17 protein-coding genes and 1 pseudogene are annotated in these 22,495 nt (G+C 45.4%); 6 read left to right on the top strand and 12 right to left on the bottom strand.

The genetic code is table 11. From position 1 onward, the window contains the following. Positions 1-15 precede the first annotated feature (15 nt). The 10 genes from pglZ to VSX58_RS08515 form a co-directional block, all read right to left on the bottom strand. A complete protein-coding gene (gene pglZ / locus VSX58_RS08560; RefSeq protein ID WP_327617709.1) occupies positions 16-2,673 on the bottom strand; it encodes a BREX-1 system phosphatase PglZ type A in 2,658 nt (885 codons plus the stop codon). Then, positions 2,673-6,278 (bottom strand): BREX-1 system adenine-specific DNA-methyltransferase PglX, encoded by a 3,606-nt coding sequence (pglX, locus tag VSX58_RS08555; RefSeq protein ID WP_282388577.1) that lies wholly within the window; start codon positions 6,276-6,278, stop codon positions 2,673-2,675. Before pglX ends, pglZ begins: the two co-directional genes overlap by 1 nt. A gap of 15 nt (positions 6,279-6,293) precedes the next feature. Beyond that, positions 6,294-8,057 carry a DUF262 domain-containing protein gene (locus tag VSX58_RS08550; RefSeq protein WP_010129446.1) on the bottom strand — a complete coding sequence of 588 codons (1,764 nt, stop codon included), beginning with the start codon at positions 8,055-8,057 and terminating at the stop codon, positions 6,294-6,296. Between the two features lie 16 nt (positions 8,058-8,073). After that, the gene (gene brxC / locus VSX58_RS08545) at positions 8,074-11,751 is read right to left on the bottom strand and encodes a BREX system P-loop protein BrxC (protein WP_282388576.1); all 3,678 of its coding nucleotides are present in this window, start codon (positions 11,749-11,751) and stop codon (positions 8,074-8,076) included. A gap of 18 nt (positions 11,752-11,769) precedes the next feature. Next, positions 11,770-12,354: a DUF1788 domain-containing protein gene (locus VSX58_RS08540; RefSeq protein ID WP_000645939.1), complete on the bottom strand. Its 585-nt coding sequence runs from the start codon at positions 12,352-12,354 to the stop codon at positions 11,770-11,772. Next, entirely contained in the window at positions 12,351-12,950 is a 600-nt protein-coding gene (locus VSX58_RS08535) for a DUF1819 family protein (protein ID WP_001963840.1), read from the bottom strand. Before VSX58_RS08535 ends, VSX58_RS08540 begins: the two co-directional genes overlap by 4 nt. Before the next feature lie 9 nt (positions 12,951-12,959). Next, on the bottom strand, positions 12,960-13,886 hold the full coding sequence (locus VSX58_RS08530; protein WP_281052179.1) for a WYL domain-containing protein: 927 nt from the start codon (positions 13,884-13,886) through the stop codon (positions 12,960-12,962). Between the two features lie 68 nt (positions 13,887-13,954). Next, on the bottom strand, positions 13,955-14,269 hold the full coding sequence (locus VSX58_RS08525) for a hypothetical protein (RefSeq protein WP_327617707.1): 315 nt from the start codon (positions 14,267-14,269) through the stop codon (positions 13,955-13,957). A gap of 73 nt (positions 14,270-14,342) precedes the next feature. Beyond that, a complete protein-coding gene (locus tag VSX58_RS08520) occupies positions 14,343-15,251 on the bottom strand; it encodes a 3'-5' exonuclease (protein WP_327617706.1) in 909 nt (302 codons plus the stop codon). A 405-nt stretch (positions 15,252-15,656) separates the two neighbouring features. Then, entirely contained in the window at positions 15,657-15,893 is a 237-nt protein-coding gene (locus VSX58_RS08515; protein ID WP_146779168.1) for a hypothetical protein, read from the bottom strand. On the opposite strand from VSX58_RS08515, the gene umuD reads away from it, so the two are divergent. Together umuD and umuC are read left to right on the top strand one after the other, a co-directional pair. After that, on the top strand, positions 15,892-16,341 hold the full coding sequence (umuD, locus tag VSX58_RS08510; RefSeq protein ID WP_032479288.1) for a translesion error-prone DNA polymerase V autoproteolytic subunit: 450 nt from the start codon (positions 15,892-15,894) through the stop codon (positions 16,339-16,341). The two genes, VSX58_RS08515 and umuD, sit on opposite strands and share 2 nt — an antisense overlap. A gap of 7 nt (positions 16,342-16,348) precedes the next feature. After that, complete coding sequence (umuC, locus tag VSX58_RS08505) at positions 16,349-17,617, top strand: translesion error-prone DNA polymerase V subunit UmuC (protein WP_327617705.1); 1,269 nt, start codon at positions 16,349-16,351, stop codon at positions 17,615-17,617. 10 nt (positions 17,618-17,627) lie between these two features. On the opposite strand, the gene mobI is transcribed toward umuC, so the two are convergent. Further along, positions 17,628-18,053 carry a conjugative transfer protein MobI(A/C) gene (gene mobI, locus VSX58_RS08500; protein ID WP_001963826.1) on the bottom strand — a complete coding sequence of 142 codons (426 nt, stop codon included), beginning with the start codon at positions 18,051-18,053 and terminating at the stop codon, positions 17,628-17,630. Positions 18,054-18,535: 482 nt separating this feature from the next. Between mobI and VSX58_RS08495 the strand changes: the two genes are divergently transcribed. The 4 genes from VSX58_RS08495 (at position 18,536) to VSX58_RS08480 (ending at position 21,513) form a co-directional block, all read left to right on the top strand. After that, positions 18,536-19,510 (top strand): ParM/StbA family protein, encoded by a 975-nt coding sequence (locus tag VSX58_RS08495; protein ID WP_000497807.1) that lies wholly within the window; start codon positions 18,536-18,538, stop codon positions 19,508-19,510. 2 nt (positions 19,511-19,512) lie between these two features. Beyond that, on the top strand, positions 19,513-19,782 hold the full coding sequence (locus tag VSX58_RS08490) for a hypothetical protein (protein WP_327617704.1): 270 nt from the start codon (positions 19,513-19,515) through the stop codon (positions 19,780-19,782). 1 nt (position 19,783) lies between these two features. Then, on the top strand, positions 19,784-21,025 hold the full coding sequence (locus tag VSX58_RS08485) for a tyrosine-type recombinase/integrase (RefSeq protein ID WP_327617703.1): 1,242 nt from the start codon (positions 19,784-19,786) through the stop codon (positions 21,023-21,025). 275 nt (positions 21,026-21,300) lie between these two features. Beyond that, positions 21,301-21,513: a hypothetical protein gene (locus VSX58_RS08480; protein ID WP_023584020.1), complete on the top strand. Its 213-nt coding sequence runs from the start codon at positions 21,301-21,303 to the stop codon at positions 21,511-21,513. 699 nt (positions 21,514-22,212) lie between these two features. On the opposite strand, the pseudogene VSX58_RS22505 reads toward VSX58_RS08480, so the two are convergent. Further along, positions 22,213-22,290, bottom strand: a pseudogene (locus VSX58_RS22505) (GTP-binding protein); the annotation flags it as partial. Positions 22,291-22,495 lie beyond the last annotated feature (205 nt).

Genomic DNA, 22,495 nt, shown 5'->3' with positions numbered 1-22,495 from the left:
TTTCACCCCAGCGCCTTAGAAAAAATCATCTTGGAATGCCAAATCAATGGTTACCGCGTATTGGCTATAACGGGTTCTCATTTCCGCATTCTCAAGTACTAATGTGTATTGAGCGTTCCTGTCGAACTGAGAGCCAATAAGCTTTAACCTAGCTTCGCGAGTACGTTCATCCATCACTTTACTCACGCTATCAAAGTTAATCGTTTCACGACTGGATACTTCATTACCTTGTGCATCGACGATATAGACATCCAACAACCGTGCGACAAAACGCTCGCCTACAGGGTCTGTCTGAATAAATCTGACCTTGTCGATATTGTTTACTAATTTGATGGGCTGAGTTGCTGCTACAACACCTACTGGTTGTTTCTCGTGTTTTGCTGCTTGTTCTTTTTGTAGCTCGCGCACATGTAGTACCGGTACACAGACTTCCTGTAGCATCGCTCCGCCGTGCACAAACTTGGCACCACCAACGAAGTGGAAGCGTTGAGCCGCTTTTGGAAGCAGGAACTCTGTATCACTAGAGCCATGAGCGGTATCGTTAATTGAGCCTTTCCAACAGGCTTCATCAGAAGGTAAGTTATTACCAACGATATAACGTTTCTTGGCTTCTATCGCGCCAGCAGGTTTGGTTTTCAACGAGGTTTTGTCAGCCGCTACAAGTGCTTTTTGTTGGAAGAGGAAGCCATGGTCAGCAGTGATCACAACTCGGCTGCCGTTTAGACGGTTGATGACCCGCCCAACGAGGTCTTTTAGCTCTTCAATGGCACTACGACAGGCTTCAAACGTTTTCTCTTCAGTTGCAGCCTTATCACCAATCGCATCAATGGTATCGTGATAGATATAAACTACTTCTACGTCTCGAACCTTGTCACGCCCCTCCTGGTTACTCCAGCTCATCAGCTCCTTAGAGCTCACCGCCATACCACCTACTTTTTGTAGGATGGCGTTGCGGTTGTCTAAACCCTGTGAAGAAATACCATCCACATAAACAGCCGTGCCTTGCTCTGGCTGATAACTGAGCGCCTTATGAGGCAATAATGCCGCCATCCCAAGTTGGGTATAACTCGGCAAAACACCCAACTGCGTAGACACCTCAGCTTTAAATCGCTTCTCGTTGTTAATGATAGCGCCAAGCTCATTCGCAATTTCAAAACGCAGGGCATCAGAGATGATCACAAACACTCGTTTTGTCTGTTTCAGACTCAGTCGTGTACGAACTTCTTTTTCATAGAAGTCATACTGGTGCGGTACGCCAGAAATCTGCCACTTTTCAAGTAATTTCTCATTAGCCAAGTGACGATCCCAGGCAAGGCCAAGCTCATATAAGTACCAGTTGGTATAAATGCTTTCGACTTCGTCGTCGAGTTGACGCAGTATGTCTGCACCTTTACTCAATACAGAGTGCACATGTTCATTGAACAAACGGTAAGCCTGGTCAAAGCGATAAATGTCTGTGGTATAGGCGTCGTACATTGCTTTCGCGTTATCAAAGTGGAACCCGTCCAGATAGCGATTTCGCAAGTGCATTAACTCTTCAGCGTTGCGGATAGCTTCATAAATTGCGAAGTATTCTTTGCGTGACAATGTCCAGTGGCTAGCAAGACGTCTTGATAAGACCGTATCAAACTGAACCCGGTCTAGCGCTTTACTGCTATCGAGCAAATCACGAACTAAACCACGGATTATGGCCTGTTCCACAGCTTCGAACGTTTCGCATTCGATAAGCTCAACCGGATGGTACTGGCCTGCACGAGTCGAAATTTCCAACTGTTGGCTAAGCACCTTAGAGATGCTTTCGTAGTAAGCGGCGAAAGAGCGGCTGTCGCGCCAGCTCACCATAAACGCCAAGGCTGTCGCCCGGCCTGATGCGCTTTTTAGAACATTGTTAAGCAACCAATCGCGTTCAACACCTTCAATTTGGCTCCAGAATTCAGTACAGAACAATTTCAACACGAAGTCTGAGAAGGTTGGCTCTTCGACTGTATAGCCAAAACCCTCACTCAGATATGCCCAGAGTGAGGTCTCAAGATCAAACTTTCCTAGCTGGCTCCATAAAGGTTGACCAAGGCTTTCATCTTCGATATAAGCCGCATATTCGCGTAGTAACCCAAGCAAAATGTCCGACAAAGACGCAGAATCAGCTTTTACAACCACTGCCATCATCTTCCTGTCTAACGACAGTTCGTCTTCGTTCTCAGTCACCCACTTCTTTAAACCGGCTATGCGCTGTTTATTAGCAAAAAAGCTTTGGCGCTTACGAATGTGCGTGCGAAGCGCCATTTTCGGGATACCTAATTCATTAAGCAGCATTGAGCTGTGATCAGCAAAAAACTGCTCGCTATACAAACGCACGTCTAGCAACCAATCACGATCAGGCTCTGGCTCAGCGCTTGGAAAATAGATAAGGAATTTAGCTTCACGCTCATCTACTTCAATGCGTTTTTTCACTGCCAATACAGACTCATTGCCCATATTGAGGATGGTCAAATCATTTGGCAGTACCCTAGCAGTTATATCTGCCGCTTTATCACCTGATTCTTTTGTAAGCGATAAAGAATTAGCTAAATGCTCAAGCTCTTCAGTAAAGCTTTGCTCTGGGTCGTACCAAAACACAATGCGGCTTTGTTCGAGCTTGACAGCGACACCTTGTGCCAGTTCGCTAATCTGCATTAGTTAACCTCCGGGGCCGAACCGGTAATGGCCTTAACATCAGCCAACAGATCACCAAACTTGCCGTAATTCACTTTCACGCCATCATCCAGATCCAGTGAAATACGCATATCGGCGTAGTGTTTTAGCTTGTCATCAAACTCGCGTAGTTCGACCTGTTTCTTGATTAAGGCATCCAACTCTTTCTTGAAGCGGTTCGCTTCACTGGTCGAGTCTGCCGTTTCAATCTGCTTCTCAAGTTGCTCTGCATAAGCATCGTATTTGCCGAGTAACGGGGTGACATACTCGGTACGCATACGCGAAAGCGTGCCCTCGTTGTACCTATGTAAGTAAACCAAACACTCGAAAGCCTTCTGCTTACCAGAACTAAACAGCCAATAAATAGGGCGTTTTTTGTAAGTCTTCAGGTGATCTTTATAGAACTGAGTCGATAAATAACGGCGAATCGTCTCCAGCGCTGATTCAGATTTCTTCGGTTTAATGGCATTTAGGCATAGTGATTCGGCAACGAAATCCAAGTTTTCTTGCAGATGATCATCACCCCAAACGACTTGAACAAACTCACGGAAACGATTGGTTGCGTCGTCCTTGAACCAGTCTTGGTCTGTAATTGGGACAATTCCATCTTCATCAACAGCTATTGCACCGTAGTCCTCAGGTGATATTTTGACATATGGAACAGAAGAGGCTGATATTATTCCTTTTTTGACCAATGAATAGCGCCCCATAACGCATCCAATGTAATAACTAACCAAGTCTGCAAATGTATTTGAACGAAATTTCTCAGCATTCAAAATCGAATCTGAACTAAATAGCGTAATATCTTGAAAATCTCGGGTTCTATTTGTGACTTTTCCTTCAACAATATTTTCATAGAGTCGGTCGTTTTCCTTCTCTAACGAAAGCATACTTTCCGTTGTTTGTTTACTCTTCTCGAACCACTTGCGATAGTTAGCTTCCAATAGCTCATCCCGATAGGTTATCAATGGACTTGCTTCAAAATCCCATGAAACCTCTAAACTGTCCCAATCAGCTTTGGCTATATTTATTGCTTGTTGAGTAATTGAAGCAGCCTCCGGCATAAGAATTGCCGGAAGCGATTTAATTACACCAGTAGTAAGGTTTATAGTGTCCCCTTGCAACTCTAAAAGATACTCAAACAAACTACTTTGGAGCATAGATTGTGCACTTAGTAAATCTTGGGTATTGCCAAATAAAGATGGAGCAGCATCATTAAATGCATACTCTTCATCACGAAATCGGAATGAGGGTGTAGCTGTTCCTACTTTATTCCACGATACAGCTTCTTTAAAAAAGAACTGTGTATTTTGTGGTCGAGACTTTAAACTACCATCAGCGTTTCTGTAGTTTTTAATTTCGTATCCGTCATTCTCCCAGTTCATAACGAAGTCAGCATTCCCATACCATCTACGAGATGTCCCCGCCTTATCTGTTTTAACCCACTTACCCTTATTTTCTCGTCTGCTGATCTTATCGTAATCGACTTCCCAAAAGCGTCTTAAGAATCTATCATCGTTTCGAGTCCCCAAGCCTTCTCTTACTTCAAAGACATCAGAAATTGATTTATCTTTAAATAGATTCAATATGTTCTTTGGAACCCAATATGTAACAGGACTGCCTTTAATTATGCTAAAATCCGACTGACTCAAGTGTGAATAATGGCACTCCCTATTAATAAGTTTTTCTTTTTTGACTTCTTCAGAACCAAAATTCAATCTAAAATAATCGCCCTTATATACTGGAATCGAGTAGTTACCGATAACCCATGCACACGTTTGTACTACTTCACCTGAGATCTGTGAAAAAGCTCTAGCACCAAGATGACAAAGATCAAATATAGTTTTCGAGTCAAACATTGTCTCCCGCATCGTCTCGAAGCTTGATAGAAACATCCAAGATTGCATGTTTATTTGTGCGTTTAGTCCGTACTTTGATAGAAGGTTAAAAGCACGCTCCATAAATATCGCAAACAAATCAGATTTACTATTTGGATAGTATTTCCTTGCAAAATCTTTAAGATCTGCATTCATGCCTTTACCGCCCATATAGGGAGGATTCGCAATAACAGCATCGTAACGAATTGATAAAACCAAAGCCTGATGAACAATTTCAATCAATTGCTTCGCCGCAGGCTTTTGCATTGAGTCACCTGACTCTTGAAGCTCTACAAGAGTGTTCAGTAGCTCTTTTAATTGCTCATGCTCATCGCTTGGAACATCAATCAAAGAACCAAAGGTTTTGGCCTGAGTGAATCTTGCCAACGTTCGCTTCAGCAGTTGGTAGCGGTTGTCTGCATTGAACGAGCTTAAATCTTGATCATCATCTGAGAACAAGCCTTGTGATGTGCCGCTTTGCCAACTTCCCGATAGATTGAGTGCTTTCCATAAGGTCGGCAGGTCAAGATGGTTACTTTCCTGCAATGACAGTACATTAAGTCGCACGTTACGGGTAAAAATACGCTTATCGTCATCTCTAGCCATCATCATCAGCGCAAAGCCAGATAGCTGCGCTGCACGATCATCTATGTCCAAGCCGTAGAGGTTGTTCTCCAGAATCATCTTTGGAATGTCACGAGAGCGGAAACCACGCTCTTCGTAGATGGCTTTTAACACGTTATAGGCTTCAATCAATATGTGGCCCGAACCACAAGCAGGGTCAAGTACTTTGATGGTTTCAGGTTCAATAGATTCTGGCGTAATAGCCTTTAGCTGTTGGTTAACTTCGTCAGATTGTTCAGCAGGCTCAATGTAGTATTCCATCTGCGTTTTAATGGCAGAGTCTGGGTAGGTTTGCAGCCATTGACGACCGACTGAGTTTTGTACCAGGTACTTCACAATCCAGTTGGGTGTAAATAGCTGGGTGGCGGCAGGGATGTCTTCACTCTTGACCACCTTACCCATTACCTGATCTTTCTTTTCAGAGATGTAGAATTGGTAAAGCCAACCAATAACTTCTACCTGTTGCCAGTCCTCTTCAGGGATGCCGTCTACCAATCCACGCAGAATTGAGTCGGTACGCGTTAGGTTGTCTGGTAGAAGAAGCTCAGTTTCATCGTCCAATGCGTCAAATAAGAAAGGCATCGCCTCATGAAGCTTATGGCACTGGCCTAACAGCAGTTCACGATACAGCTCTTCGTCTTTGTTGCCCGCAAGCTTGAGTTCAACAATGCGAGCTCTATCTAATCCGAGTTCATCCGCAGCGTCTTGGGCATGGTCGATAATTTCAAAGCCTTTAGGGTTGTCTGGGTGCGACAAAACACGAAAACCGTGGCCTAGATAGTCATGGATTTCCATATAGCGAATAGCACACAGACGGTTGAACCAGGTATAAGCTACTTGTTCAATAAGTTGTGCATACCCAAGTTTCTGGCTTCTGGCTACTATGCGTTTTCTGGGCTCGGCCAGTTTACCGTCAAAACTGTTACCGGCGATTTGAAGCACAGAACCTTGTAGATTCGCTTCTGCAATTTGTAGCTCGCCCTTTTTATTCGCGGTGATACCAAAGGTATTTAATCGTTTAGCTACCGCATCCATAAATTCGCGGCGCGCTTTTGGTGCGTATTTTTTAATGTTGTTCGTATTCATATGATCTTGCGCCTCTTATTCTGTCTCTACGCTGCTTGCGGGTTGTAATGCAGTTCTAATGCGGGCAAGCAGTGTTTCCTGACGCTCGCGGTAAAAGTCCATAAACTGGTTTAGTTGTTCAGGTAATGATGTTATGGCTTGCGATTGCAGATGTGCTTGTCTTGCATTCACATCAGGCCACTGCTGCGCATACCATTCATGGGGCATTTTTTGCCGCTTCTGGTTGTTGATTGTCCCTTCCAACAGTTGAAGGTTTGGCAGCTTGTTAGATGCCTCGATGAGTTCATCTAGCTGTTCAGCTGGGACACCAACTTTTGCAAGCTTGTTACGCGTAAACAAACCTTTGGGGTAAATGTGGTCCACATGAAAGTGTCGTGAAAAATCGAATCCTGGGAACAACAAAGTCAACAAGGCAAAGGTACGCGGATTACCATAATCCAACTGCGCTAGTTCACTAATTTCCTCTGGGTCAAAGCGCAACGATTTACCACGCTGTTGCATGGTCGCTTCAATTTTCGCTAGCGGGAAACCCGTATCACCCGATTGTTTAATGTCTGAGCGAAGCATAGTAAGCAGGGTATCCAAACCACTTCCCCAGATGCCTGACGCTTTCAACAACGACCTAATGAGCCAGTTTCTGATGCATTCTCTATCGACCGCATATTCAACCCTAGAAAGGTAGCTTGCCGTTAACTTTCGGTGGTGCAGGTAATAGGCCAACGGGAGGATGGCACTTGTTGCTCTGAGGTTTTGTGCATTAAAACCAAAACTTGCCAGCAACTGCATTGAGAGCAATAACGCATCACGAATTGGCGTCCAGTTCTTTTCGAGAATCGCCATGTTTTCCTTGTTAAAGTTCTCAACCTTAAAGCCCACGCTACCGATGTCAGAGAGCATTAAGCCTGCTTTTAAAACGAGATCTTTTGATACGTTGAATCCATCACCAACACGGTTCATCTCATCCACTAATGCATGAATTTCTTCACGGGCATCTAACGAGCTCCACTGCGCTACTGCTATTGAAAGTAGTAAGTCTGAGTAGGACAAAGTAGTGCCGCCGCTATTCATGCGGATAAAGATATTCAGAACACGTTCAAGGCTCTGATCACTTTCTTCATAAAACGAAATCTTGTCTTTGTCATGGATGGTTCGATACAAGTGACGAAGAGTTGAGCGAGCCTCTTTGCGTTGCTCCGAGCTCAACCTAGCATCATCAGCAACTTCATCGATAAGTGCATCTTCTTCCTCTTCCATGATCCGGCCTACACGGAACCAGTATTGTTCAGATGCATCCAAAGAGGCTTTATCGTCGGTTAGGAACTCAAAGTCATACATCGACCCAGTTTCTAAGTCGGGCTGGCTTAACAGATTTAAATGAAGCCTGCGCACAGGGAAGGCGTCATCATTGCTCCACCATTTACCTGTCAGCTTCCACGCAAATGAGCCGCGTAGGCCGATATTCAAAGCAGTAATCCGCTGCTGTCCATCTAGGACGGCAATGAACTCACGTTCCGGTAACTGAGTGACATTTTCACAATGGTAGTTATCTCGCTCATGGTAATGCTGCATGAACTGATAAAACTGATAGCTATCCCGGTTCTCTGGTTTTATCTTCCAGAATAGAAAGGTCCCAAACGGGTAACCTTGCAACAGGCTATCAAATAGACGACAGATCTGTTCTGGTCGCCATACAAACTCTCGCTGGATGGCCGGTAACAGGTATTCCTGCTCAGCAACCTTGTCGAGTAATGATCTTATTGTTCCACCCGCTTGATACATAGCTATCCGTTGCCTCTTACTTAATTCTTACTCGGTCGCCAGCTTTGACAGCAGCAATCAGCTGTTCTCTTAAAGCGGCAAGATAGGCATCAACTTCGGCTTCACTTTCAATGAATCCAGTTGTTACTGACTTTGCCATGGCATCGGTTGGGTTAATCGTTACGGTACGTTTTGCAACCGGCTGTGGCTGCACTGGTTCGGGAGCTGGCTCAGGTGCTGGAGCTGCCTTACCGGCTTTCGCTGCTTCTTCTTCGCGTTTCTTCTGTTCGAGTTCACGACGTCTTTGCTCAGCTTCAGCTTTTTTTCGTTGATCTTCGATAAAGCCATTCAGCAACTCATAGGCTTCGTCCTCGTAACCTTCCGCTTCAGTTTGCTCACTGATAATTTGTGGTATTGAAGAGGTTGCTTCAATGCGCTGTCTGCACATTTGTAACGGGCGCAGTGCTTGGTTCTGTAGTTCAGACGGTGCATGTGCTTCAGCTAGCGCATCCTTTACACGTCCGATGCGCAGATCAACACGCTCTAAGGCATGAGTGCGTTTTTCTTCAACCAATGTTGAGTTAACTTTTGCCACCTGCTCGATAAGCGGATTAATGTGGCGCAGCTGCTCATACGGTGAGGACATATTGTAAATGCGTTCTAATTCAGTGAGCGCTTTTAATGCTTCACTGTCTTTTTCTAACGCAGGTCTATTGGCCTTAAACTTCTCGTTCAATGCGCCAGCAAGGGCTTGCCAAGTTTGAAATTGACTATTGTAGAAGTCATCAAGATCCTCAAAGTCCTCAGCAAACTCTTCAAGGGCATCAGCGTCTTCTAAGAATCGGGCGATAAGGGCGAAGCTTGAAGTTTGCTCAAGAATACCCGCGACCAATGCAAGACCATCGTCAATTTGAGATTTACCTGGGAAATGGCCTGTCTGTGACTTGGTTCTGAATGATTTAAGCTCTTCATTCCAAGCCAGTAATTCATCGCGCACTAATTCGTAGAGCTCCTTTTCACCAGAGCCGGTAAAGGTTTTTGAAAAGATCTCTTTAACAAGACCAGCAGCCTTTTTAATTTGGCGCTCGTCATGTTGCCTGATCTTATGTACACGGATCTCGCCGCGTTTACGCACACTGGTAAACGGCTCGTAAGCTTTTTTCAACGCCAGATCTGTGCCTTGGGTACTAAAAGATACCTTTCCAGCCAAGCCCAGCCTTGCAGTGAGCAATAAGATTTCATTGTCTGGCCAGCCATATGGGCGCTTGCCGAAGCGGGCAACGATGTCACGTAAGTAAACAGGCTCATTACGCTCGACTTTTAGCGTTACGTACTGCTCAACCTCACGCGTAGCTTCTGGGTTACATTCATCCGCTTGAAGATCCAGTCCAATCTGAGCAATATCATCAGCAACAAGAACGGCCTGTAGCTCACGCAAAACTTCACCAGGCGTTGCCTTGAGCATATTCAATTTAGCGAAGGTGTTTTCGATAACGTATTTGTATGCTTCTTCGACGATGGCACTTGGCGTTGCTGATTTCTTCGGTAGTTTTGTGCCGATAGCGTAAACGTCAGCCTCTGCAAACAAAGCTTCAAAATCCGTTCTTAAGCGTTTTTCACGCTCAATATTTTCCATCTGCTTTTCGCGAAGAAGGTGTTCTTGCTCTGGTCGCTGTCCTGAATTTTGTTTTAAGAATCGGTCAGTTTTTATAAAGGTTGTCAGGTCATCCCAAAGACGCTTATGTTCGCCCAGCTTGACGAGCACGCACCCATCAGCCTCAAGCGTATGATTGATGCACGCTTGATCGTGGGAGTAATTTTCAAAGTGCGAATCCAAAGGTGAAATGACTTTAATGACTAGGTCTTCCAGCGTGGTGCCATCTTTTGGATGACCATTGCAAAAACGGCTCACCGCAAAGTCTTGCTTATTAATCGGGTATCGATAGGCACGATTACCTTTCAAAATACCGTCAAATACGATTGCTGAAAGCTTGTTAGAGACCTCTGACATTTCAACGTCAGTATGGCGGATCTCGTTTTCGATCTCTTTTTCTTCGTTGGTCAGGAAGATAAACTCATCACCATTACGCGCAATCAGCAATTGGCGTTCAAGACGATTCAAGCTCTCTTCAATTTGTTTACGCAGCGCAATTTTATCTGCATCGATTCGATCAATTGACAGCGTCACAAGGTTGTCTAGTGTGCTTTTGACAACGTCCACATAACGGATCAAGAAAAGAGTTTTTAGAATCTTGCCATCGAATTCTGTTAAGGAATCCAACTCACAGGCTTGGTCAATCGTTCGCTTAACCGCTGGCTCCAAAAAGCTTTCAATCGGTGCGTAGAAACTGTAAAACGGGATTAACACATCAAGGCCAGAGTCCTTCATCTGTTTTGCAGCTGATTGGAAAGCATCAAGTAATGAACGCTCACCCATGGCTAAGTGCTTACCCGTCGCGCCTTTTGTTCGAATTGACTCAAACACTTTTTGAACCAGCGTGTAGTGGTAAGGCACAAACGGATAGTTGTCCACGAAAGACGGAGCGTCGGTGTAGCCCTTTAGAGACGCGGTTGTCGTTTTATCAAATGTCAGCTGGTTACGAAGAATGTCGCCCTTTTCAGCAAAGACATCGATGAGGTGTGTACGAGCTTCTTCCGTTTTGGACAACAAACGCTTTTGAATAACTTCCGAGGTATTCGAGCTCGACAGCTGTAAGCGGGTACTAAAACGCCCTTGAATTTTAGAGAAGTCCTCGCCATCGCGCTTATCCATACCACCAATGGCAGCATCAATGTCTGCCTGAGAGGTAACAACGACCCAAGCTCTGCCACCACAATATGTGCCAAGATCTTCAGTAATGGTCTGAAGCTTCAACATCATTTGCGTGTTCTTACCGATAAACTGACCGACTTCATCGACTAAGAAAAGAAGGTTACGATCCCCAGTTCGATCTAAGTATTCATTAACCCACTTACAGAAGTTTCGGATATCTAGCGGGAAATTGTTTTCAACCTGCTCAACCCACGCTTTGGCAGACTCTAATGATTGCTCACTGGCATGAGCGAGTGCTTCTGAAAGTTCGTCTCGATAGAAGTCATAGGCGTCACGCTCCTTTTCCCAAGTTGATTGAGTCAACTCAGCAAATTTGTCCTTGAAAGACATGTATTGATTACGCTTATCAAGCTCGCGTTCTAAGTGCGCAATATGAGGAAAATCAGCGCAGTATCCTACACGCTCATTAAAGACTTTGAGGAAGACCTTAAGAATGGCATTTTCTCGGTCATCCGTATTGGCTCGTGAATCGATGTTAAAAAGAATAACGTCTGTATCTTTTGTAACAGCGTTTTGGATATCGGCCAACAGCATGGCATCGTTGATTTTGTCTTTAAAAAACTCAAATGCTTGGCGGCCTTGTCCATCCTTTTCGACAGATTTATTTTCGAGGAGGTAAGACAAAATTTTCAGGAAGTGAGACTTACCCGAACCAAAGAAGCCAGAGATCCACACACCAATTTTACCTGACATTGATGCGCCGCTTTGCGTCACAGATGGGACGTAAGCCTCAAAAAATGCACGAAAATGTCGATCTAGCTCTCGGGTTACAACATACTCATCAAGTTCGACATACACACTGTCATTGTCTTTCTGTTCCGCTTTAACAACGCCGTTAATATCACGCGTCAACTTCTTGGAAAAAATCTGTTCAATTTTCATTCGGGAGGCTCCCTGCTCTTAATTTTTTTTACCGTCTTCAGGCACAAGCTTGAAGGCGCGATAGTAGTTTTTAGATTCGATCATGCCGAAAGGATGCAAATCCCTTCCGCTATATTCACCCGGATAGAAAAGCACTAATGGCGTGCTACCCATAACGTCTTGCAGAGCACTAAGTAACTCATGTCCTCGGACAAGAGGCCACGCACTGCCTAAGCCTGACAGCAACACAAACTCAAGTTCTGATGGCTTATATTTATCCGCGATATACCTTGCCACTTTCTCTTGGCTCAGAGGCCCGGCTAGTGTTTTTCGAAGGCCATCAACACCGACTTGCAATTCACGCTGGCAAGCTCGGTCGAAAAGGCCTCGCTCCTCAAGCATATCTATCAAGACTTCAAAAATATTGAGATGGACAAAGCGGTAACCACGCTTGTTGAGTTTTTCGTCAACGTGCTTAAGGTGCTCTCGTACAAGCAGTTCATACTTGGCTGGATAGTCAAATACCCAAAATCCAATTTCATTGCCCAAGCCATCGTTTTTCAAAAACTTAGGGCTTTCAATTCGTTCCAGTATCAGATCAAGCCTGGTCTGAAGAGCCTTCATATTGTGCACTCCATTACCTCAATCAAATCTTCCCGGCCCAGACGAACTAACCAGTCTTTAACTTCTGGCATTAGGTAAACAGGTTGTATTTTCTTTGTCCTGCTATCACTCAGGTAGCCACTATCAACCAGTGCCTTAATTGCGTTGTTACCCATTTTTTTGACAGTTGAGTCAGAAAAACCGCCAAGCTCGGCATATGCCCGCACTCTCGTGTCATAAAACTCAGACCATGCATCAGCGGTTAAAGAGGGTTTATAGGTGCGACGAGCTTCGGCTAAGGTAAGTCGCATAAAATCAGCGACAACCGGAGAATGAATGAGTAATGACATCATCAGCATTTGGACATAGGCACGTTCACTCGCGGCTAAAAGATCAGTCATAAACTCATCACCCAGGCCTTCAACACGCCAACGGATTGTTCTGGCATAACGAATAGCCGTCTGACCGGATTTTTTCTGAAGAACATTTTGCTCAACGATCAGCGACTTCCACTCATCTTCTGGGAGTTTTTTCAGTAGCGATTCTGCGATTATTCTAGATTCAGTTATCAATAAACTGCCTCCGATAAGATCGCCTAAATATTCTTTTATATTCATAAATTCATCTCACGATTCGCTATATCCAGGAGCGAGTGCAGCATTGTCAACGCCGTATAGTGCTTCTGGATTTTTAAGTGCTAAATGGAACTCTTGCCCATTGCTCTTACTATTCTTTGAACAATCGATATTCCATAAACGCAGTAAATATCCAGCGAACGCAGCTCTTATCTCTACACGCAACCTATTGTTTTCCATTGCGTAGTCCATCGATACAGCTTCTGGATGTGCTAGTTTTGGATGAGGTATCAGCTCTAGTTCAACGATTCGGTTCCATTGCTTATCCCACTGAAGAGTCTCAACTTCGTCGTTAACCTCATCCTCTAACAACTCAACTTCACTTATTCTGGTTAAAACAAAATCCCTAAATTCTCTATGCTTTCTATCGAATGCTCGGACATGCCATCTCAAGCCATTGTCAATCAAGGTATGAGGAACTATTTGCCTGCTCCCATGACCACTCGACAATGAGGTGTACTCAATATTAATCACAGCGCGCTTATGTATGGCTTCACTAATAGCCGCTACAACTTCCAATTTCGGCTTATTGAGATGGAATGGTGCTTCACAAGCCATAGGTGGCCTGACCTTGCCAAGAAAGCCATCACCGAACCCTTGGCTTATCGTCGCAAGAGTTCGAACAACGTCATAATCAAACAACGGCTGGAATGCGCTCGTCTTCAAGTGCACTCTGCGCTTTTCGTCATACATAACGTTGTTAGGAGCCAACTCTTTGTACCGCGCAAAATCTTGTGTTGCCACAGACGGCGCTACGCTAAATCGCTCGGTTAAATAACTACGCCCAGCTTCACCTTTAAATAACAAAGTGAAATCAATATGAGCGAGTCGTTCTCTCTGTGCTTGGCTAAGCTCTTCAAGTCCAGTGTTGTCTTGCACTGTCAGCCTCTCAATCCATCTGGGACAAGCCCTAATCATTTAAAACTAGGAAGCCATCGATTGAATGCCATCAAGCAACCTACCTTTTTTCATTAGGTCTCATAGTATCAACAAGTCGTCTTGTTGGCTATAAAAATTGGCTTGACATTGTTCGAATGTTTCTTTTCTGGCCATGATAGAAGCTCAGGCTGGAATGCCAACTGACGCAATTCATTCTCTCGAACACGCCTAGCAACTTCTGCCTGGGCTGGTAGCAATGGCAACATCCCTTCAGCAATCGCGTCTGGGGCAGACTCTTGGCCACAGGACATCAAATACTTCCATGGATCTTTAAGAAAGCGCTCGAACGTGATGCCAAATTCAATAATGCGGGCAGAGACGAAGATTTCGCCCCAGTATTCAATGTAGGTGTCTTGGTACATGGAAAGATTCCTCTTGTTGGTTAAACCATGAGTTCACTTTCCATTTTCCAGAGGTTTTCAAATATGCAAGGGGCTATGATAAAGCTTTAAATCGATTGCGGGCATCTTTGTAGTCATAGTGGGCATGTTCTGAGCCACGATGATACAAATCATCCAGGTAAGTTTGTTCCTGCGGCAACTCGTCTTCGCTGATTTCGCGCCACCAATGTTTGTTGGCACCTTTAACACCGTCATGCCAGCGGTAACCACGCTCTTTTAAATAGTCCTTTACGTCAAATGGCGCACCAAACGCACGAACTAACACCGTTCGCCTGTCTGCTTCAGACAACAAGTTTGCAACGGACTCGGGCAACAAATGAAACAACCAGGCCATCGCCAAACAATCGGTTGCAGCTCGGTGTCCTTCATAGAACCAACCTAAGCGAAGCAGCAGGTACTCAAGCTTTCGACTTTCAAAACCCAGCGCCTTCCAATCTATTCCACTGGCTGAACAGGCCCAAGATAGATGTCCTAATGCAGCAAACCGCTTTTCAAAGAAAGGACGATCAAACTGTGCATTGTGTGCAACCACCAGCGGATCATCGGATAACCAACTCGCTACCAGTGAATCATCAATGTGCTGGCCTTGCACCATCTCATCGGTGATGCCGGTTAACTCGGTAATCAGCTCGGGGATTGGCTTGCCGGGATCTTCATACAAGCTGATCACATCAACAATCGACACAATCCGCTGAGCAGAGGGGCTGTAAAGTACCTTAACCATACCAAGCTCAATAATGGACTCATCATCGGCAGACAGTCCGGTTGTCTCTGTATCGAGCAGCACCATTGGCTGTTCATCACCGACCACAGGAGAAAGTTCAAGTGGCCAGGACTGCGGCTCACGCGTTAATGGAATACGCTCCAGCAATCTAAAATCTTCTGGTCTTTCTGGGATATCCGTGAGGCGCTCTAGCGGAAATGGCGCAGGGGCTCTTGTCATTGATGGTTCCTCTTCACTTCTATTGTTTGCTTTAGGTGATTTCACTGTGCCACAGTTTTTTCTAAATGCACCTTGGATACCTAAGCGTTTTTTTAATCTTTCTACTGGGTGAACCCATGTATGAAGGCTTTGGCTAAGCCTTTCAGAAAGCCTTAGCTAAACCCTTTAGGTAACCCTTACCGATACCCTTTACGTATGGCTTAGCCAACCCCTTTTCAAACGGTTGCAAAAGGCTTGAACTGAGTTCGACTGAGCATTTTAATGGTGCTCCTAACTTCGCTTTAAGCCAGTAAATTCAATACGAAGCAGAATTTTACTAACTGTTTTTAAACCCTTTGCAAAGGGTTCAACAAGCCTTGTCTGACGGTTACTTGACCCATGCGTTAACCAGTAGCAGTAACAGGATCAGTAACAGAAACAAAAGCAGTAGGCAGAAGCAGTATTGTCCAAGCCTTGCAGGCTTTGACGAGGGCGAGCGATCCCCCACATATAGTTTTTCAACACAAAAAATAAATCACCGACAACACAGCGTCTTACTCGAACAACTACAGTTTTACCTACAATTTTACTTGTAGAAATCAGCATAGCATTAGATACTGTATAAACAAACAGTATCAATTGTGATTTTTCGAGGTTCGTCATGAGTGTCTCGCTGATAGGCCGTAGCGGCGCACTTGCCTTCATCAAAGCCAAGCGCCTTCGTATTCCATTGTTCATGGAACGTGTTTCTGCTGGTTTTCCCTCCCCAGCGCAGGATTATGTTGAGCAAACGCTCGACCTCAACGAGCTGTGCATCAAGCGACCGGCTGCAACGTTCTTTGTGCGTGTTGAAGGTGATTCAATGATTGATGCCGGGATTCACCCAGATGATATTTTGGTGGTTGATCGCTCTGTCCAAGCCGAACACGGTGACATTGTGATCGCGGGTATCCATGGTGAACTCACGGTAAAGGAGCTTCAACTGAGGCCGTGCGTCAAGCTGATCCCAAGAAACCGGGCGTATGAACCCATCCATATTCCCGAAGGGACAGAGTTAGAGATATTTGGTGTGGTCACCAATGTGGTGCGAAACATGCGCCGCAAGTCGTGACTGTCCCATGCCTATATTTGCCTTGGTGGACTGCAACAACTTTTACGCCAGTTGTGAGAAGCTGTTTCGTCCTGATTTAAAAGATACGCCGGTTGTGGTGCTGTCCAATAACGACGGCTGCGTGGTTGCACGCTCGCGTGAAGCTAAGTTACTCGGTATTAAAATGGGTGTACCCGTCTTTCAAATCAAATCTGAAATGCAGCGCCATGGCATTTGGGCATTTTCGTCCAACTATGCGCTTTACGCAGATTTGAGCAGTCGAGTGATGCGCACTTTGGAGGAAATGGCACCACGAGTAGAGGTTTACTCCATTGACGAAGCGTTTTTAGATTTAACCGGTATAGAGTCTGCCATATCTCTTGTCGAGTTCGGACAACAAGTGCGAGAGCGCATAGGCCACTGGATTGGGATCACCGTCTGTGTAGGCATTGCACCGACAAAAACACTCGCCAAACTGGCAAACCATGCCGCCAAAAAGTATCCAGCCACTCAGGGCGTTGTAGACCTGACCAATCCAGATCGGCAACGTCGATTGCTCGCATTAGTCCCAGTTGATGATGTTTGGGGCGTTGGTAAACGGCTTTCTAAGCGTTTAAATGCGTTGGGTATCACCACAGCCTTAGACCTAGCCAACGCCTCTCCTAGAGCCATCAGAGACCAGTTTTCAGTAGTTTTAGAGAGAACTGTCAGAGAGCTAAATGGTGAGTCGTGTATTGAACTTGAAGAGATCTCGCCAACTAAGAAACAAATCGTCTGTAGCCGTTCATTTGGCGTAAAAGTAACGCAATTTGAATTGTTACGTGAAGCCGTATGCGAATACGCAACCCGCGCCACTGAGAAGCTTCGCAAAGAACAGCAGCAAGCCAAAGTGCTGACCGTGTTTATACGTACCAGCCCCTTTAAGGACAACGAGCCTCAGTACAGCAACTCTGCATCGGGTGAGTTACTGATCCCCAGTTGCGATACGCGGGATTTTATCGAGCTGGCCAATCACTTACTCAAGCGAATTTGGAAGGATGGTTTTCGTTATGCCAAAGCGGGCGTCATGCTGTCTGACTTTTACGATCCAGGCATGTTTCAACCAGGACTATTCGATGACGTATCGACCCGCTCTAATAGCCAACAGTTAATGTCTGTATTGGACACCATTAACCAAAGTGGTGCCGGAAAGGTTTTCTTTGCTGGACAAGGAACGAAGAAAGATTGGTCGATGAAGCGAGAGCATTTGTCTCCCGCCTACACAACACGCTGGGACCAGTTGCCGCGAGTGAAGTAGCGCAGTTAACTCAATAGGCATTCACTCTGCGACGCAGCATGTTGAGCTTATCAACTTGGCGTCGAATATCACTGAAGAATTCTTCTTTCTCCATGGCCAGCGCTAACTCCCATTCTTTGGCTAGACCTTGGCAGTCCAAAAATGAGTATCTCAGCTTCGTCTTTGAAATACGCAGTCCCTTGCTAAAGACCACGCGCTTGCCTCGTTGACCGTGAAAACTGTTGATGTACCACTCTATGCCAAAGCCATACTTAAAGTCTCTGATACGGACACCAAGCAGACCCCAGTCTTTAAAGGGCTCATTCTCTCGAACCTTGTAATGGGTAACCCAAAAGTCATCAACTTCAGCTCGTGCCAATGCTTTTAGCCTGTCCGTTTCTTGCTGAAGTAAATCTGATACCTCTGCTTTCCATTGTTCATTGACGATTTCTACCAAACCAACTTCCCCATCCAATTAACCCCAAAAGCCAAAACCACTATCCGTTTGGCTTTTGGATCGAAACGCCAAACGTAAAACTGCCATAACAATCAGTGTTTGGCGTCTCGATATAAATCGACTCGCGCAATCCCATACCTGACAAGGGATACAGCCCGATTTCACTTAAAAACGCCTAAAAAGGCGTATCGCCATGAAGATACAAACCGTTTGGCGAGTTCAGGCCAGAATGCAAACGACGTTTGGCGTCTCGATTTTTTTGGCTCAGTCATCCGCCGCCAAACAGAGCCTATTCTCATACTTTTGCGAAAATGCAATAGGCAGATAGATGAAAGGATTTGTCACCTTTCTGCCCACCGCCAGTGCACCGAATCCTGATAATGATATTTGAGTGAACCGCCAGAGCACTTGGAAATGCCCAAGCGTGACCAGTGCGGTTGATTGAAAACCGTTAGAGCACTTTGAGTGCACAGGAGATAAGTATGTTTGTACTAGGCGTAGATATCGGTTACTCAAACCTGAAGCTGGCAATTGGCCAATCAGGCAGTGAACCGAAAACCATTATTCTGCCTGCGGGTGCCGGTCCTGCGGATCGTATGCCGGAGCGTATCGGTGGAGGCGATGATGAAACCTGTTTGTATGTGTCTGTCGATAATGAGCGTTGGGCCGCTGGTGTGCCTGCTGGACGCCTTCAAGGCTGGGAACGAGAGCTTCACCCGGAATATCCCACCACAAAAACCTATAAGGCGCTTTTTCATGCCGCCTTGTTAATGGCTGAAACTGAATCCATCGATTTGGTTGTCACTGGATTACCGGTTTCCCAGTTTCATGAACCACAACGTAAGTCTGACCTTGTGCAGCGTTTAAAAGGTGTCCATCAAGTGACGCCTAAGCGCAGCATCACAGTTCATGACGTCAAAGTGCTGCCGCAGCCTGCCGGTGCCTATATGGATCTGGTTCAAACAGGTGGAGATTTGGGCTTGATTGAAGAAGGTCGCGTCGTCGTCATAGATCCCGGCTTTTTTTCTGTTGACTGGGTTGCCCTTGAGGCCGGAGAAATTCGCTACAGCTCCTCAGGAACCAGTCTTCAGGCAATGTCCGTGCTACTGGAAACTATTGATAAGCTGATTTCGGAAGATCACGGTGCCAAAGTAGGTATGGATCGACTTGAAAAAGCCATGAGAACCGGCGACTTGCAGGTGCTGCTGTTTGGAGAAAAGGTCGATATTTCACCTTATCTAAATGCTGCCATGAAAAAGGTAGCGCCTGTTGCTCTTACAGCCATGCGCCAATCCATGCGTGACGAAAGCATCAATGCGGACTTGGTTTTGATCGCCGGAGGGGGAGCCTTGGCTTATAAGGAAGCGGCCAAAGAGATTTTTTCACGAAGCAAGATCATCGTGCCGGAACAGTCTGTTTTGGCGAACGTCCGAGGCTTCTGGTTTTATGGGGCCTGATCATGAGAGTTGTCGTCAACATTCCCCCAGGGAGCCACCCTGAACTGCTCAAAGAATTAGAAAAGACGCCGCCACGGGAACGCGCTGAGCGTCTGCGGATGCTGGCCACCTTTGGCTTAATTCACATGAGCCAACCCAATCTATCCACGACATCTGTACCGGTGGATGGCCATGCACCAGAAGTTGAAATGACTTCTGTGAGTACAGCGCCAGAACCCAAAGCAGAATCACGTAAACAATCATTAAAATCAAAACTAGGGCTGGGCTTATAACATGGCGTTATCAGTTAGCTGGCTCGATGCCAGGTTAAATAAAGAAGCAAAAGAAACCGTAGTAAAAGCTGACCGAGACGGGCTAAGTGCTCGGGTATCGCCCAAGGGCAAAATTGTTTTTCAGTTTCGTTATCGTTTCGATGGCAAGCAACAGCGGGTAGACATAGGTACTTACCCACTTATGAAACTTGCTGAAGCCAGGAATGAGCTGGATAGGTTAAGGGCGGTACTCGACCAGGGCAGAAACCCCAAGCTCTACCTACAGCAGGAACGGGCCAAGTATTCTGCCAATCAAAGCTTCGAATCGATTTTTCGAGACTGGATAGACTCTGCCGGTAAGCAAGGGCTAAAGGAGAAAACGTGGCACTACCAAAAACGCAGCAGTGAAATATATTTGCTGCCCCGACTTGGCAAGTATCCATTAACTGACATCACTGAATTGTCCTTAAGAAACTGTCTTCGTGAGGTTTCGGAGTCGTCCCCTTCAAACACAGAACGTCTGGTGTCTGTGCTGCATAAGTTTTATGACTGGCTGATAGATGAACAGATTTTGGAAATTAACGCTGCCGCTGGGATCACAGCAAAAAAGGTTGGCGGTAAGAAAGGCAAACGAACTCGGGTGCTAAATGACAACGAGATCAGGATACTTTGGCGCTATTTGCATGAGTCAAAAATCACTGAGAAGAATCGCATCTACATAAAACTGCTTCTGCTATTGGGCGGTCGCAAGGGCGAACTCATTCAAGCTGAAAAGCATCACTTTGACTTGCAATCTGCAATGTGGACAGTGCCCATAGAGATCCGCAAACAAGGTGAGAAAATTGGAGCGCCGATCATGCGGCCATTGATAAGGCCTGCTATTGAGCTGATTGAACTAGCGATGCAGATGAGCAAATCAACTTACTTGTTTCCCGCGAACGGACAAGAAGAGCTTGCCACAAATGGCTTTGATACCACTATTCCTAACAATGTGAAAATCTGGGCTCGCAGGTCGCTTGGTATTGAGATGGAACACTGGTCTATGCATGATCTTCGCAGAACGATGCGAACGCGAATGTCTGCCATCACGACGCAAGAAGTTGCCGAGTTGATGATTGGCCACAGCAAAAAAGGGTTGGATGCTATCTACAACCAATATCAGTACCTGGATGAAATGCGTCATGCTTACGACGTTTGGTATCAACAGCTAGAAACCATCATCGAGCCGACAGGCTTTCCATTCAACTGGCGTTTCGGACAGTAAGAATTTGTCGCTACCGATACCCAGGAGATTGGGATTCCTTATTGTGACCACGTCAAAAACCTTCTCAATGTTGTTTTTTGACTGGTCGCTTTAAAACTAGGCTTAAGCCGCATAGCTATCATCAGGGTTTAATCTGGTCATTTTTCAGCCTGAACGCTTGAGTTTTTCAGTTTGAAACCACATTTAATTTGTAGTGCTTTAGGAAGTGAAACCTTGGGTTCCATTGCTGTTCTTGAATGCACCTCCAGTTAGATTCAATTTATTGAGGATTCCAAATGGCGAAAGGTTCAAGTATCAACGGCAATGGCGGTAAAAATGGTGGAAATGATAGCTACACAATTACAGGGCGCGGCGAAGTAAGTCGAAAAACACTGGTTCGTGAAGTTAAGGAAGGTAAACATCCAGACACGCACATTTACCAGCGTAATGGTGTGGAGTACGCCCGAAACAATCCAAATCACGACAAGCCTGACAACATCAACGAATAATATTGTTAAGAGGTTAAGGGCGGTGCTTTGCCCTTAACGCTTTAAACCCTGCTCAAACTTCACTATTCTCATACTCCTCCAAGTCTTCAATGTGCCACAGCTTGTTTCGTGTATTTCGGTTGATACGAGGTTGCGGCAAGCTGCCATCTTTTATTCTTCGCCAGAGCGTCGTATAGCTAATGTGGTAACGAGCCATAACTTCGTAAGACGTTAGAAAAGGGGTTACTTGGTGAGCTACTGCTGTCATCTGCATTCTCCTGAAAATCAATGTAAAGCTATCATCACCTGATTCATCATTTGTTGATGGTCAGAAAGATGCATGATTTGTTCAGAAGATCAGGTCCATACAAATGAACTTTTAGGACAGCAGGAAAAAACCGGTAACCAACTCAACCGGCAAACAATTAGAGATAATCGCGAACGTCTTACCATCATTTCTCGATTTTTCGCATAAAAAATATAGGTAAGTTTTGGCCAGAACCCAGTAACCACAAGGCCTACAGCTAGGTTTGTGTCATGGAATTTGGCTAAAAACGGTAAATATGGTGATTTGTACTCAAGTTTGTACACACTTTCCGAGGTTACGTTTGAACATCATTGAAAAGCAAAGAAACGAGAAATAGACAAAAAGCCTTTAAATTCAGTACGTAGAGATGTGATTGTGGTGTGCAATGAAAGGTGGTTTTAAGCGTTGAAAGGCTGGGCGGCATCAGGGTGGGAAATAATGGCGAAAGTTCTTCTTTTCGAGACTTCGCGGGCGTATTCACTTGGAGACATGATGTTCAGTTTTCTTCTGTTAGTCCGCCCGGCGTCGGCATCAAATCACGGCGATGTCGGCGTCAGGCAAAACGCAAATAGTAGCAAGTAAACCGTAATGCCGGGGCGGCCAAACCTAGGCTTAGCGCACGATATTACGAATAATGGCGGGTATTTTCCCTGATTTGGCGACCAGACACAATCAGTGACTGAAAGCGGCGCGGCG

The sequence above is a fragment of the Brenneria populi genome (assembly GCF_036016195.1).
Lineage (GTDB): Bacteria > Pseudomonadota > Gammaproteobacteria > Enterobacterales > Enterobacteriaceae > Brenneria > Brenneria populi.
This window is presented reverse-complemented; position numbering and strand designations above follow the sequence as displayed.